The following is a 13,143-nucleotide window of genomic DNA, read 5'->3' on the forward strand; positions in this document are numbered from 1 at the left end:
GTGCGCTCTCTAGTAAATCGACGGCTCGCCGATCGGCGCGCCGAAATCGGTCTCCAGGAAGTCGAAGTCGCAGCCTTCATTGGCCTGCTTGATGTGCTTGGTGAACATCCAGCCATAGCCGCGCTCGAAGCGGCGCTCGGGCTGCTTCCAGGCGGCGCGGCGCTTGTCGAGCTCGGCTTCCGGGACATCGAGATTGATGGTGCGGGCGGCAACGTCGAGCGTGATGCGATCGCCATTCTGCACCAGGGCCAGCGGACCGCCGATGTAGGACTCGGGTGAAACGTGCAGGATGCAGGCACCGTAGCTGGTGCCGCTCATGCGCGCGTCCGAGATGCGCACCATGTCGCGCACGCCCTGCTTCACGAGTTTTGTCGGGATCGGCAACATGCCCCATTCCGGCATGCCAGGCCCGCCCTGCGGCCCCGCGTTGCGCAGGATCAGGATGTGGTCCTCGGTGACGTCCAGATTGGGATCGTCGACCGCCTTCTTCATCGCGGGATAGTCCTCGAACACCAGCGCCGGCCCGGTGTGCTTGAGAAAGCGCGGCGCGCAGGCACTCGGCTTGATGACACAGCCGTCGGGCGCGAGATTGCCCTTGAGGACGGCGAGCGCGCCCTCCTTGTAGATGGGATTGTCGACCGAGCGGATCACGTCGTCATTGTGCACCTCGGCATGCGCGATGTTCTCAGCCAGAGTCTGTCCAGTGACGGTGATGCAGTCGAGATGCAGATGCGGCTTGATCTGGCCCATCAGCGCCGGCAGGCCGCCGGCGTAGAAGAAGTCTTCCATCAGATAGGCATCGCCGCTTGGACGAACATTGGCGATGACGGGCACCTTGCGGCTCGCGATCTCGAAATCATCGAGCCCGATATCCTGGCCGGCGCGGCGCGCCTGCGCGATCAAATGGATGATCGCGTTGGTCGAGCAACCCATCGCCATCGCCACCGCAATCGCGTTCTCGAAAGCCTTGCGGGTCTGGATCGTCTTCGGCGTCAAATCCTCCCAGACCATCTCGACGATGCGGCGGCCGCACTCGGAGGCCATGCGGATGTGGTTGGCGTCCGCAGCGGGAATCGAGGAGGCGCCGGGCAGCGTCATGCCGATCGCCTCGGCAATCGCGGTCATGGTCGAGGCCGTGCCCATGGTCATGCAGGTGCCGTAGCTGCGGGCAATGCCGGCTTCGATATCGAGCCAGTCCTTGTCGGAGATTTTTCCCGCGCGCCGCTCGTCCCAGTATTTCCAGCCGTCCGAGCCGGAGCCCAGCGTCTTGCCCTTCCAGTTGCCGCGCAGCATTGGACCTGCCGGCAGATAGATTGCCGGGATGTTCATCGAGGTCGCGCCCAACAACAGCGCCGGGGTGGTCTTGTCGCAGCCGCCCATCAGCACCACGCCATCGACGGGATGGCTGCGCAAGAGCTCCTCGGCGTCCATCGCCAGCAGATTGCGATAGAGCATGGTGGTCGGCTTGAGCAGCGATTCCGACAGCGACAGCGCCGGCAATTCCAGCGGCAGGCCGCCGGCCATCAGGATGCCCCGCTTGACGTCGTCGACGCGCGATTTGAAATGCATGTGGCAGGGCTGCGCGTCCGACCAGGTGTTGAGGATCGCGATGATCGGGCGGTCCTTCCACTCCTCCGGGGCATAGCCCATCTGCATGGTGCGGGAGCGGTGGCCGAACGAGCGGAGATCGTCGGGCGCAAACCAGCGCGCACTGCGGAGCTGGTCGGGCGTTATTTTCTTCTTGGTCATGATTGGGTGCCCCATTTCTGGACGGTGTTCCGCTCGATCGCGCGGAAGATCAGGTTCTCGACAAAGAGCCCGATGATTATCACAGTCAGCAATCCTGCGAAGACCGCAGGAATGTCGAGCAGGTTGCGGTTTTCGAAGATGAACCAGCCGAGCCCGCCTTGTCCCGAGGACACGCCGAACACCAGCTCGGCGGCGATCAGCGTGCGCCAGGCAAAGGCCCAGCCGATTTTGAGGCCGGTGAGGATCGAGCCGAAGGCGGCCGGGATCAGGATCTTTGCCACATAGGGCAGCCCGCGCAGGCCGTAATTGCGCCCGACCATGCGCAGCGTGTTGGACACGCTCTTGAAGCCGGAATGGGTGTTGAGCGCGACCGGCCACAGCACCGAATGGATCAGCACGAAGACGAGGCTGCCGTTGCCCAGCCCAAACCAGATCAAGGCCAGTGGCAACAGCGCGATCGCCGGCAGCGGGTTGAACATCGCCGTGACCGTCTCGAGAAAATCGGTGCCGATCCGGGTCGAGATCGCCAGGACGGTGAAGATGGCGGCAAGCACGATGCCCGCCGAATAGCCCATGAACAGGACTTTCAACGACGTCCAGGCGCGCAGCGGAATCGTGCCGTCCTTCACGCGCTCGAACAGCGTGACGATGGTGTCGTGCAGCGTCGGGAACAGCAGCGGATTGTCGAGGTAATCGCCGTAAGCTTCCCAGATCGCGGCCAGGAACAGGATGATAACGGTCTTGCGGACAAAACCGTCGTTCCACAACAGCTCGGCAACGCTCAGCTTGCGCTCGACCTCGCCTGCGCCGGCAGTCGCAGCCGGCGCGTCACGCAGCAAGATTCTCGCTTCGACCATCAGAGGCTCCTCAATGCGCTGTCGCTTCGGCGGCGAACAGGAGATCGTGGATCTCCTTCTCCAGCCGGCCCGCGCCGCCGTCCTCGTTCGAGACCTTGTCGACATCGACGACCTCGGCCTTGACGCGGCCGGGATGCGGCGACAGCAGCAGGATGCGGTTGCCGATGCGGATCGCCTCCGCAATCGAATGCGTCACGAACAGCACGGTGAATTTGGTTTCGCTCCAGAGCTGGAGCAGTTCGTCCTGGCAGGTTCGCCGCGTCAGGGCGTCCAGCGCCGCGAACGGTTCGTCCATCAGGAGGATGTCCGGCTCCATCGCCATGCCGCGCGCGATCGCGACGCGCTGCTTCATGCCGCCGGAGAGCGTGTGCGGATAGGCATCCACGACGCGGGTGAGGCCGACCTTGTCTATATAGGCCCGCGCGCGCGCCTCGGCTTCCTTGCGCGGCAGTTTTCGCGCGGTGAGCAGCGGGAACATCACGTTGGCGAGCACACTCTTCCAGGGCAGCAGCTGATCGAACTCCTGGAAGATCATCATGCGGTCGGCGCCGGGGCCGCGGATCTCGCGGTCGTTGATGCTCATGCGGCCTTCGCTCGGCGTCATGTAGCCGCCGACGGCCTTGAGCAGGGTCGACTTGCCGCAGCCGGACGGCCCGAGCAGCACGAAGCGGTCGGATTTGTCGACGGTGAAAGAGACCCTTTCGGTGGCGGTGACGACGGCGCTTGAGGTCTTGTAGCGCAGCGTCACCCCGCTGACGTCGAGCAGCGCCATCAATTGCCCTTCAGATCGTGCGCGACGGGCAGATAATAATCCGTCCAGGCCTTGGGCTGGGTCTTCAGCGTTCCGGTCTTGTACAGATGGGCGGCGAATTTCATCGTGCCCTGCGGCTCGAGATTCCACTCCATCATTCCGGGCTGCTTCAGGAGATCGAGCAGCTCTTCCACCGAAGTCTTGTCGCCGGTGACCTCCTTGTAGATCTCGACGGCCTGTTTGGTGTCGCTGCGGATCAGATCCTGCGCTTCCTTGGTCGCGTCGCGCACCGCCTGGATGATTTTTGGATTGGCGTCGGCGAATTTCGTCGTGGTGAAGAACTGCGCCTGGCTGAGCGGGCCGCCCATCACGTCCGGCGAGTTCAGCACGACATGCGCGCCCGGCACATTCTTCAGCTCCAGGAAGGTGAATGGCGGGATCGAGAAGTGGCTGTGCACCTCGTGCTTGGGATTGGAGAGCGCCGCATAGGCATCGGGATGACCGAGTTGCACGGTGTTCGGATCGAGCTTCGACCATTGATCGGCGCCGAAGGCCTCGGACGCCGCGATCTGGAGCACGATCGCCTGCGTCGAGATCTTCACCGTCGGCACCGCGATCTTGTCGCCGGGGCCGAAATCCTTGATCGATTTGATATTGGCGTCGCGGCTGATCAGCGTCATCGGCTGCGCCGAGGTCGCGACGATGCCCTTGACCCCGCCGCGGGTGCGGTCCCACAGCAGCAAGAGATTGCCGGTGCCGGTGTTGAGGATGTCGACGCCGCCCGCGAGCAGTGCGTCGGTCTGCGCCCCGCCGCCGGAGAAGGTGATCCATTTGGTGGTGACGCCGGGCACGCCGAGCGAAGCCGCATGCTTCTCGATCAGCTTCTGTTTCTCCATGATGTGGCTCGGCATGTAGAAAATGCCGGGCTGCCGCGACAGCGAGATCTCGGATTTCTGCTGCGCCTGCGCCGGCAAGGCCGACAGGGCCGTTGCGGCGATCAAGGCAAGGGCTGCACAGCCACGCTGGAATTGCTTCATCATTGTTGTTCGTTTCCTCCGGCTGCCATTGACGGGCGACCCGACTGATGCACTAATGTATTAGTGCATCGAAGGCAAGCGCGCCGGAGCCGCAGCCATGGTCTCAGCCCATCCCGCGCCTCGCGCGGCCTCCCGTCCTGGCGCTCGGCTTGACCGCGCCCGGCAGGCCGCGCCGCAGGTGTTCGAGCGGCTGCGCAATGCCATCATTGCCCTCGAACTGCCGCCGGGCGCGCCTCTTTCGCGCGCCGAGCTTGCCGGCCAGTTCGGAGTCAGCTCGACACCGGTGCGCGACGCGCTGATGCGGCTCGAGGAAGAGGGCCTGGTCGACGTGTTTCCGCAACATGCGACCGTGGTCAGTCAGATCGACGTCGACCGCGCGCAGCAGGCGCATTTCCTGCGCCAGGCGCTGGAGCTGGAGATCGTCCGGCTCCTTGCAGCCGATCCTGATCCTTCCCTGATCACTCGCCTGGATCACGCCATCGCACTGCAACAGCAATTCGCGAAGGCCGGCAACTTCGAGGCCTTCATGGCCGGCGACAACGACTTCCACGTCCAGCTCTACGCCGCCGCCGGAAAGCAGGATTTGTGGACGCTGGTGCGAAGCCGCAGCGGACATATCGATCGGCTGCGCCGGCTGCACCTGCCCTCGCCCGGCAAGGCCCAGAATATCGTACGCCACCACAAATTGATTACGCGCGCGATCGAGGCCGGAGACGCTGATGCTGCACAACAGCATCTACGCAAGCATCTGTCAGGCACGTTGAGCGAGCTGGACGTGATCCGAAGCCACTATCCCGAATATCTCACCGACTAGGTGTGCGTGAGCGCGTGAGACCATCTGCACGCAAACGTGCATATGGCGCGCACCGGCATAAAGGCGCGGCGGCCGCCGTCGCATCGGCCGCGAAGTGCTTGCAGGCCGGGCGGAATCCGCGCAACAATTTCGCATTTGATGCTTTGATTTGTGGTCGCTGGGAACGCCCCATTCGACCCGGAGGTTTTTTGACGTGGCCAACATCCTGATCGTGGATGACGACCCGGCCGTCCAACTCACGTTCCGGCTGCTCCTCGAGCGGGCCGGCCATCACGTGACGGTCGCCGGCGATGGCCGCAAGGGGCTCGCTTTGTTCGACGGCAGCCAATTCGACCTGCTGTTCCTCGACATCTTCATGCTCGGCATGGAGGGGCTGGAGACGATGCGCCACATCCGGGCGCTGCAACCGGCGATACCGATCGTCGTCATTTCCGGTCGCTCGATCACGCCGGACGCCTATGCCGAGCCGAACTTCCTGAAGATGGCGACCAAGCTCGGCGCGGTGGCGAGCTTGCAGAAGCCATTCCGGCCCGACGCACTGCTTGCGGCCGTCGACGGCTGCCTGAAATCGGCGCCATCATCGGCCCCGCCGCAGCCCCATGCCGGCGCCGGCAGCCGATGACGGGGCCATCCATGGTGCGCCGGTGCAGAACATTCGGGTCCATTCTCGATGCGGCGCGAAGGCCGGCATGACCCTCGCAACCCGGCTGGCCATCGCAATGATCCTGCTGGTCGCAGTTGCGGTTTCCGCCGTCGGGTGGCTGAGCCATTACAGCCTGGAACGAGCCTTCCTGCCGCGCGTGCTCGATCGCATCGAAAGCCATTCGCGGCTGTTGTCCTCCCAGCTCGAGGCGCATGCCAACGGCGCACGCGCCGACATTGCGACGTTCCGCTCCCGCGCCTCAGCGCGCGGCATGATCGACGCTCATTTCAACAACGGGGTCGATCCGGTCGACCACCTCTCGGAAAAGACCTGGCGCGATCGCTTGCTGACGCGCCTCGTGGCCGATGTCCGGGCCAACGCGGCCTACGCAAAATTTCGCATCATCGGCGCCGACGGCGTCGAATATCTGCGTGTCGACCGCTTGGGCGCGAACGGATCGGTGCGAGTCGCTCCCGAAGATGCCTTGCAGAACAAGGATGATCGTTCCTTCTTCCAGGAAGCGATCAAGCTGTCCGAAGACCAGGTCTACGTCTCACCGGTCGATCTGAACGTCGACGCCGGCGTGATTCAGATGCCCTATGTTCCGACATTGCGCATCGCGGGACCGCTGTACGGATCCGATCACCGGCTTTTCGGCATCGTCGTCGTCAATGTCGACATGCGCCAGGTGTTCGACCGCATCCGCATATCGATCCGGCCGGGCGAGTCCGTCTATGTCGTCGGCCGCAACGGCGATTATCTGGTACATCCGGATCGGACCCGCGAGTTCGGTTCACAATTGGGGACGCCGACGCATTGGCAGAACGACTTCCCCTATTTCGCTGCGCTCACCGGGTCGACCCAGAGCGCCAGCCAGGTCGTACCCGGCAAGGACGGAAAGCCGGGCGGCGCCGCGCTCTCGCCCGCGATCCTGGCCGAGGACCAGTGGGTCGGCATCATCCGCGTCGTGCCCAATGCCGTGTTCATGGCGCCGGCCGTCATCATCGAACAGACGAGCCTCACGATCGGCATCATCGCGGTGCTGGTTGCGGCCCTGCTTGCCATGCTGCTAGCGCGCTCGCTGACGCGGCCGATCGGGCGGCTCACCGCCGCGGTCGAGGCGATCGGGCGCGGCAAGCCCGCCGAGATTCCGATCGATGCCTCAGGCGAGACCGGCATGCTGGCGCGAGCCTTTGCCCGCATGGTCGAGGAGACGAAGGCAAAGACATCCGCGCTGGAATATGAGGTCGAGGAGCGGCGGCGCACCGAGACCGCACGCGATCAGCTCGCCGTCCGCGAACGCCTGTTCAGCGCCGCGGTCGAATCCTCCGACGATTCGATCGTCCTGCAAACGCTCGATGGCATCATCATCGGGTGGAACGCGGCGGCCGAACGCCTCTACGGCTATTCAGCGGAGGAAGCGGTCGGACAGCCGACCTCGATCATCCTGCCGTCCGATCGCCGCGAAGAAGGCAAGGACTATCTCCGGCGGATTGCGAGGGGCGAGCGGATCGAGCACTTCGAGACCGTCCGCCAGCGCAAGGATGGCAATCCGGTCGAGATCTCGGTGAGCCTCTCACCGATCAGGGGCGCTGCGGGCGAGATCATCGGCGCGTCCGGCTCGGCGCGCAGCCTGACCGATGCGCGACGGACCGAGCGGGCGCTGCAACAGACGCTCGAGGAACGACGTCAGCTCTTCGACGCCTCGGAAGATCTGATCATGATCATGAACGGGAGAGGCCACATCGTGCAGGTCAGCCCGAGCAGCGAAGCCATTCTCGGCTATCGGCCGGATGAGATGATCGGCCGCAGCGGCGTCGATTTCATTCACCCCGATCACCTCGATCAATCCCGCGAGGACATGCGCGCGCTCCGGCGCGGCGGGCACCCGAAGCTCGCCGACACCCGCTGCTTCCACAAGGACGGGCGCGAGGTCTGGCTTTCCTGGCTCGGCAACTGGTCCGATCAGGCCAAGCGCTTCTTCTTCGTCGGACGCGACATGACGGAGGCGAGACTCGCAGAGGAGTCCTTGCGCGAAAGCGAGCTGCTCGCGCGCAACATCGTCGAGACCGCGCTCGACGCCTTCGTCCAGACCGATGATCGCAGCACCATCCTGAACTGGAGTTCGCGGGCCGAAGAGCTGTTCGGCTGGCACCGCGACGAGGCGATGGGCAAGAATGCGGTCGATCTGATCGTCGCAGAGAGCGAGCGCGAGAGGGTCAAGGCCGGCCTCGCGCGCTTCCTCGAGTCCGCAGACGGCCAGACGCTCAACCGCCGCCGCGAACTCATGGTTCGCCGCCGCGACGGCAAGGAATTCAAGGCCGAGCTGAGTGTCACGGCGCTGCGGCGCCGCGAGGGCATTCTGTTCAACGTCTTCTACCGCGACCTCACCGACAAGATCGCGTCCGAGGAGCGCATCCGCCATGCCGAGAAAATGGAAGCGGTCGGCCAGCTCACCGGCGGCGTGGCGCACGATTTCAACAATATCCTTACCGTCATCACCGGAACGATCGAAATCCTGGCTGATGCGGTGGCCAGGGAGCCGGAACTTGCCGCGATCACGAAGATGATCGACGAAGCCGCTGGGCGCGGCGCCGAGTTGACCCAGCATCTGCTCGCGTTTGCGCGCAAGCAGCCGCTCCAGCCGCGCGAGATCGATATCAACTCGCTGATCATCGACACCGCAAAGCTGTTGCGGCCGACGCTCGGCGAGCAGATCCAGATCGAGTCCGTGTTCGAGGACGAAAGCTGCGTCGCGATCGTCGATCCCAACCAGCTCACCACCGCCATCCTCAACCTCGCGCTCAACGCGCGCGACGCCATGCCAGGGGGCGGCAAGCTGATCGTGGAGACGGGCGCCGCCTATCTCGACGAGATCTATGCCAGCGCCAACGACGTCCCGCCCGGACATTACGTGCTGATCGCCGTGAGCGACACCGGCTCGGGCATCCCCGCCAACATGCTGGCAAGGGTGTTCGACCCCTTCTTCACCTCGAAGGGACCAGGCAAGGGCACCGGGCTCGGGCTCTCCATGGTCTACGGCTTCATCAAGCAGTCCGCAGGCCACATCAAGATCTACAGCGAGGAAGGCCACGGCACCACGATCAAGATGTACCTGCCGCCCGGCAAGACGCCTGCGGCAGTCGCCGAGGGCGTGACGCCGGCATCGATCGAGGGCGGGCACGAGACGATCCTCGTGGTCGAGGACGACCGCCTGGTGCGCGACTACGTGCTGGCGCAGCTGCATTCGCTGGGCTACGTCACCTTGCAGGCCGCGAACGCCGCGGAGGCGCTCGCGATCGTCGCCTCCGGAAAGCCGTTCGACCTGCTGTTCACCGACGTGATCATGCCGGGCAAGATGAACGGACGGCAGCTCGCCGACGAGGTGCTGAAGACGCGCCCCGATCTCAGGGTGGTCTACACCTCGGGCTATACCGAGAATGCGATCATCCATCACGGCCGGCTGGATTCGGGCGTGCTGCTGCTGGCAAAGCCCTATCGCAAATCCGATCTGGCGCGGATCATCCGCAGGGCGCTGAACGGGTGAGGCTCCGTGTCGCGCTCGTGTCCCGGACAAGGCGCAGCGCGCGTTGCGACGCAGAGCCGGGACCTAGAACTTCTTGCAGTTGTCTGGAGAGAGATGGGCCCCGGCTCAGCAGCGCATCATTGCATGACGCTGCGTCCGGGGGCACGAGAGAGGAGAACCAGCCTACGACGCGCGCTGGGCCGCCGTCATCACGATGCGGATCAGATCGGCGGCGTTGCGCGCGCCGAGCTTCTTCATGATGTTGGCGCGGTGATCCTCGATGGTGCGCGGGCTGATGCCGAGCGTGCGGCCGGCCTCCTTGTTGGAAGCACCGGCGGCGAACTGCTCGAGCACCTCGCGCTCCCTGCGGGTCAACGGCTCGCGTCCGGGGAAATGCAGCGAGCCGAATTTCGGCGATGCGTTCTCCGCCTGCCTGCGTGCATAGGCGCCGATCGCCTCGTCCAGCCGGCCGACGATCTCGCTGCCGCGGAACGGCTTCTCGATGAAGTCGAGCGCACCGCTCTTGATGGCGCCCACCGCCATCGTGATATCGCCCTGGCCGGAGATCATGAAGATCGGCGCCGGATAGTCCTCGCCGTGCAGTTCCTTGAGGATGTCGAGGCCCGACTTGCCGGGGATGTGCACGTCGAGCAGGATCGCAGCCGGTGTGCGGTTTCGCGCGACGGAGAGCAGCGCTGCGCCGTCCGCGAAGCAGATCACCTCATAGCCTGCCCCCTTCAACACCATCGACAGGGTGTCGCGAACGGCAGGGTCGTCGTCGACCACGAAAATTTCACCACGCGTGATTTGTTCGGCCATGTGCCACGTCCATCTGGCATTGCAAGGACTCGCGTCCGCGCCAACCGTTATGGCGTTCGGCGCAGATTCGGCCCACCCGTATTTGTACGGGACATGGACTTAACGCACAAGTAGCGACGGGGTGCCTAATTGCAGGGGACGGAGAATATCCATGCTAAATTTTGCTGGCACACCCCTGCTTGTCGCAATACCTGAGACTGACAGCCATCAGTTGATCATAGCCGATCTTCGCGCTCTGATCGCGAGGATCGAGACCAGTATGCGTCTGATCGACGCCGCCATGGAACGGGAAGACGACGGAGGCGTTTTGGGTTCCACCGACATCTTCGTACTTGACGACGTCACGCCCCGTTATGCCACGGCGAGCGCCGCCCTCAACGCCTGTCGGGCGGGCCTTGGCCACGCCCTGCAATGCTTGTCGGAATCCGGCAGCCCGGTGTAAATTGCGATCAGCGCGGCGGATGATGGCCCGCATCTGATCGCACCGCCGCTCCGCGCCTTGCGCGGTGCCTCTCCACGATCGCGTCGGTGGCGACACCGCCCCAGGTATGCATCGCCGGCAAGCCCATCGCCTTCTTGCCGAGATTGGCGAGACTGATGCGGAGCGCCGCGAGATCCAGCGGCTTCGGCAGGCTCTGAAGCTCGATGCCGACGGAGCGGGCGAAGCTGCGGGCGCCACTGCGGCGCTTGCCGTCCATGCCGCTGATCACGATCACGGCACCGGCAAATTTCGCCGCCGCCATCTCGCGCAGCACGTCGATGCCGTCGCCGTCCTCCAGCACGAGATCGAGCGTCACACAGTCGAAGCGCGCGGCACGGAGCTTTTCGATCGCCTCCGCAACCGACGGCGCCACGGTCACTTCGTGGCCGGCCTGCTTGGCGGCGACGGTGATCAGGCTGCGCTGCGTGGCGTCGTCATCGACCACCAGCAGCTGGAGCGCGCGCCGCTCGGCGACGTCGGGCAGGTTTGACGGGATAGGGGAGAGAGAGCTTCTTGGCATTGCCGGACCCTGAGATTGAGACCGGCAATTGATACACGGTGCGCGCTTCAGCCACGTAAAGCGGCTACAGCAAATTCATTCGGATGTTTTCAGCAAATGTGAAGCAACGTGTCGGGAACGATGATGGCAGATGCGCGCGGATCAGGCCACGGCATCATGGCCGCTGGCCGCGCCGCGCTTCTTCCGGTTCTTGCCGCGCAGGAACTGGATGTCCATCTCGGCGCCGTTGACGCGCACCAACTCGCAGCGGCGATAGGCAAGGCCAGTGGACGACAGCAGCAGGAAGAACTCCTTCAGGTTCAAGCCCTGGATCGAGCCTTCCACCGTGAGAATGGCGTCGGTGTCGGAGATCGCGTTCAGCTTGCAGTCGCGGCGCCAGGTGCCGTCAATGGCCATGATGCAGACATCATAGCCGCGGCTGAAGGTCACCCGTTCCGCGCCTTTTCCATCCTCGGCCATGCCTATCGCCCTGCCACCACCGCCATGCGCGGCGGTGCGGCGCCGCCGACAGCCGGCTTGGCCGCCGCCGCACGCGGATCGTTTGGCTTGTAGAGGCCGCGACGCTCCGCAATCGGCCTGAACGTATCGGTCAAGCCGACCACGGTTTCGGCCGCTCCCAGCACCAGGAAGCCGTCACCCTCGATCTGGCGGGCCAGGCGGTTGAAGATGTTGATCTTGGTGTCCTGGTCGAAATAGATCAGCACGTTGCGGCAGAAGATGACGTCGAACGTGCCGAGCTGGGCGAAGTCGTGCAGCAGGTTGAGCTGCCGGTGCTGGATCATTGCGCGCAGCTCGGGATTGATCTGCCAGACCTCGCCGGTCTGCTTGAAATATTTCATCAGCATCTGGATCGGCAGGCCGCGCTGCACTTCGAACTGGCTGTAGATGCCGGCCTTGGCCTTCTCCAGCACCTCCTGCGACAGGTCGGTCGCGATGATCTCGACGCGCCAGCCGGTAAGGGCCGCACCCATCTCTTTCAGGCTCATCGCCAGCGAATAGGGCTCCTGCCCGGTCGAACCGGCGGCGCACCAGATGCGCACGCTGCGGCGGCCGGCGCGGGCCTTGATGACCTCCGGCATGATGGTGTCGCGGAAATGATCGAACGGGACCTTGTCGCGGAAGAAGAAGGTCTCGTTGGTGGTCATGGCTTCGACCACGTTGGTGACCAACGCGCTCGAGCCGCCTTGTAGCTTTTGCACGAGCTCGCCGATGCCGGAGAGCCCGGCCTTGCGCGCCAGCGGCATCAGGCGGCTTTCGATCAGATATTGCTTGTCTGCGGACAGGTCGAGACCGGAATGATCCCTCAGGAACTTACGCAGATACTCATACTCGGTCGGGGTCACGGATAGCCTCTCGGAAGCTCTACTGGGAACACTCTGGCCAAAACACTCCAGCCAGACACACTCAGACCATGGCTTGTCCGACCGGGATCAAGCCGACTTCAGCGAACTTGTCGGCGATAATGTCTTTGTCGAAGGGCTTCATGATGTACTCGTTGGCGCCGCCGCTGAGCGCCTGAGCGATATGAGCCACATTGTTCTCGGTGGTGCAGAACACCACCTTGGGCTGGTCGCCGCCGGGCAGGCGGCGCATGTGGCCCATGAACTCGAAGCCGTCCATGACGGGCATGTTCCAGTCGAGCAGCACCGCATCCGGCAGCTTCTGCTGGCAGATCTCGAGTGCCTTCGAGCCGTCCTCGGCCTCGGTAACTTCGAATTCCAGGCCTTCCAGGATCCGGCGCGCGATCTTGCGCACGACGCTGGAATCATCGACCACCAAACATGTCTTCATATTGGTTCTCCGGCTTCGATGTCTTTAGTTGGCTCAGGCGGCCATTTGCACTTCGGTTTTGAGCTCGAGGACGCGATCGACGTCGAGGACGACCATGAGCTGGCCGTCGAGGCGGTGGACGCCGCCGGCGAGCTTGGCCATGCGGGGGTCGAGGT

Annotated in this window: 13 protein-coding genes and 1 pseudogene; 4 read left to right on the forward strand and 10 right to left on the reverse strand. The window is 64.1% G+C overall.

The genetic code is table 11. From position 1 onward, the window contains the following. Positions 1-9 precede the first annotated feature (9 nt). From araD to ABIB73_RS32965, 4 genes are read right to left on the reverse strand one after another with little or no spacing between them, the layout of a single operon-like run. The gene (gene araD, locus ABIB73_RS32950) at positions 10-1,749 is read right to left on the reverse strand and encodes an L-arabinonate dehydratase (RefSeq protein WP_354230993.1); all 1,740 of its coding nucleotides are present in this window, start codon (positions 1,747-1,749) and stop codon (positions 10-12) included. Then, the gene (locus ABIB73_RS32955) at positions 1,746-2,606 is read right to left on the reverse strand and encodes an ABC transporter permease (RefSeq protein ID WP_354230995.1); all 861 of its coding nucleotides are present in this window, start codon (positions 2,604-2,606) and stop codon (positions 1,746-1,748) included. The genes araD and ABIB73_RS32955 overlap by 4 nt, the downstream gene beginning before the upstream one ends. Positions 2,607-2,616: 10 nt before the next feature. Further along, positions 2,617-3,378, reverse strand: coding sequence for an ABC transporter ATP-binding protein (locus ABIB73_RS32960; RefSeq protein WP_354230997.1), 762 nt, complete (start codon positions 3,376-3,378; stop codon positions 2,617-2,619). Further along, positions 3,378-4,397 carry an ABC transporter substrate-binding protein gene (locus ABIB73_RS32965; protein ID WP_354230999.1) on the reverse strand — a complete coding sequence of 340 codons (1,020 nt, stop codon included), beginning with the start codon at positions 4,395-4,397 and terminating at the stop codon, positions 3,378-3,380. Before ABIB73_RS32965 ends, ABIB73_RS32960 begins: the two co-directional genes overlap by 1 nt. Positions 4,398-4,491: 94 nt before the next feature. Between ABIB73_RS32965 and ABIB73_RS32970 the strand changes: the two genes are divergently transcribed. From ABIB73_RS32970 to ABIB73_RS32980, 3 genes are all read left to right on the forward strand, one after another. Then, positions 4,492-5,208 carry a GntR family transcriptional regulator gene (locus ABIB73_RS32970; protein ID WP_354231001.1) on the forward strand — a complete coding sequence of 239 codons (717 nt, stop codon included), beginning with the start codon at positions 4,492-4,494 and terminating at the stop codon, positions 5,206-5,208. Positions 5,209-5,401: 193 nt separating this feature from the next. Continuing rightward, complete coding sequence (locus ABIB73_RS32975) at positions 5,402-5,830, forward strand: response regulator (RefSeq protein WP_354231002.1); 429 nt, start codon at positions 5,402-5,404, stop codon at positions 5,828-5,830. After that, positions 5,808-9,398, forward strand: a complete 3,591-nt coding sequence (locus tag ABIB73_RS32980; RefSeq protein ID WP_502918476.1) for a PAS domain S-box protein — start codon at positions 5,808-5,810, stop codon at positions 9,396-9,398. The genes ABIB73_RS32975 and ABIB73_RS32980 overlap by 23 nt, the downstream gene beginning before the upstream one ends. 162 nt (positions 9,399-9,560) lie before the next feature. On the opposite strand, the gene ABIB73_RS32985 is transcribed toward ABIB73_RS32980, so the two are convergent. Then, complete coding sequence (locus ABIB73_RS32985; RefSeq protein ID WP_354231005.1) at positions 9,561-10,196, reverse strand: response regulator transcription factor; 636 nt, start codon at positions 10,194-10,196, stop codon at positions 9,561-9,563. A 151-nt stretch (positions 10,197-10,347) separates the two neighbouring features. Between ABIB73_RS32985 and ABIB73_RS32990 the strand changes: the two genes are divergently transcribed. Further along, positions 10,348-10,638 carry a hypothetical protein gene (locus ABIB73_RS32990; RefSeq protein ID WP_354231007.1) on the forward strand — a complete coding sequence of 97 codons (291 nt, stop codon included), beginning with the start codon at positions 10,348-10,350 and terminating at the stop codon, positions 10,636-10,638. A gap of 7 nt (positions 10,639-10,645) precedes the next feature. On the opposite strand, the gene ABIB73_RS32995 is transcribed toward ABIB73_RS32990, so the two are convergent. From ABIB73_RS32995 to ABIB73_RS33015, 5 genes and pseudogenes are all read right to left on the reverse strand, one after another. Next, positions 10,646-11,197 carry a response regulator gene (locus ABIB73_RS32995; RefSeq protein ID WP_354231009.1) on the reverse strand — a complete coding sequence of 184 codons (552 nt, stop codon included), beginning with the start codon at positions 11,195-11,197 and terminating at the stop codon, positions 10,646-10,648. A 141-nt stretch (positions 11,198-11,338) separates the two neighbouring features. Beyond that, the gene (locus ABIB73_RS33000) at positions 11,339-11,656 is read right to left on the reverse strand and encodes a PilZ domain-containing protein (protein WP_200514414.1); all 318 of its coding nucleotides are present in this window, start codon (positions 11,654-11,656) and stop codon (positions 11,339-11,341) included. A 2-nt stretch (positions 11,657-11,658) separates the two neighbouring features. Next, positions 11,659-12,540 (reverse strand): CheR family methyltransferase, encoded by an 882-nt coding sequence (locus tag ABIB73_RS33005; RefSeq protein ID WP_354231012.1) that lies wholly within the window; start codon positions 12,538-12,540, stop codon positions 11,659-11,661. Between the two features lie 61 nt (positions 12,541-12,601). Next, a complete protein-coding gene (locus ABIB73_RS33010; RefSeq protein ID WP_354231014.1) occupies positions 12,602-12,988 on the reverse strand; it encodes a response regulator in 387 nt (128 codons plus the stop codon). A 33-nt stretch (positions 12,989-13,021) separates the two neighbouring features. After that, positions 13,022-13,143: pseudogene (locus tag ABIB73_RS33015) on the reverse strand (chemotaxis protein CheW); the annotation flags it as partial.

Origin of the sequence: Bradyrhizobium sp. F1.4.3, from assembly GCF_040548375.1 — a bacterium.
GTDB lineage: Bacteria > Pseudomonadota > Alphaproteobacteria > Rhizobiales > Xanthobacteraceae > Bradyrhizobium.

Bases quoted from the DNA above. Each gene is read 5' to 3' on its own strand.
- araD (WP_354230993.1), bottom strand. From the start codon at position 1,749: ATGACCAAGAAGAAAATAACGCCCGACCAGCTCCGCAGTGCGCGCTGG.
- ABIB73_RS32955 (WP_354230995.1), bottom strand. From the start codon at position 2,606: ATGGTCGAAGCGAGAATCTTGCTGCGTGACGCGCCGGCTGCGACTGCC.
- ABIB73_RS32960 (WP_354230997.1), bottom strand. From the start codon at position 3,378: ATGGCGCTGCTCGACGTCAGCGGGGTGACGCTGCGCTACAAGACCTCA.
- ABIB73_RS32965 (WP_354230999.1), bottom strand. From the start codon at position 4,397: ATGATGAAGCAATTCCAGCGTGGCTGTGCAGCCCTTGCCTTGATCGCC.
- ABIB73_RS32970 (WP_354231001.1), top strand. From the start codon at position 4,492: ATGGTCTCAGCCCATCCCGCGCCTCGCGCGGCCTCCCGTCCTGGCGCT.
- ABIB73_RS32980 (WP_502918476.1), top strand. From the start codon at position 5,808: ATGCCGGCGCCGGCAGCCGATGACGGGGCCATCCATGGTGCGCCGGTG.
- ABIB73_RS32985 (WP_354231005.1), bottom strand. From the start codon at position 10,196: ATGGCCGAACAAATCACGCGTGGTGAAATTTTCGTGGTCGACGACGAC.
- ABIB73_RS32990 (WP_354231007.1), top strand. From the start codon at position 10,348: ATGCTAAATTTTGCTGGCACACCCCTGCTTGTCGCAATACCTGAGACT.
- ABIB73_RS32995 (WP_354231009.1), bottom strand. From the start codon at position 11,197: ATGCCAAGAAGCTCTCTCTCCCCTATCCCGTCAAACCTGCCCGACGTC.
- ABIB73_RS33000 (WP_200514414.1), bottom strand. From the start codon at position 11,656: ATGGCCGAGGATGGAAAAGGCGCGGAACGGGTGACCTTCAGCCGCGGC.
- ABIB73_RS33010 (WP_354231014.1), bottom strand. From the start codon at position 12,988: ATGAAGACATGTTTGGTGGTCGATGATTCCAGCGTCGTGCGCAAGATC.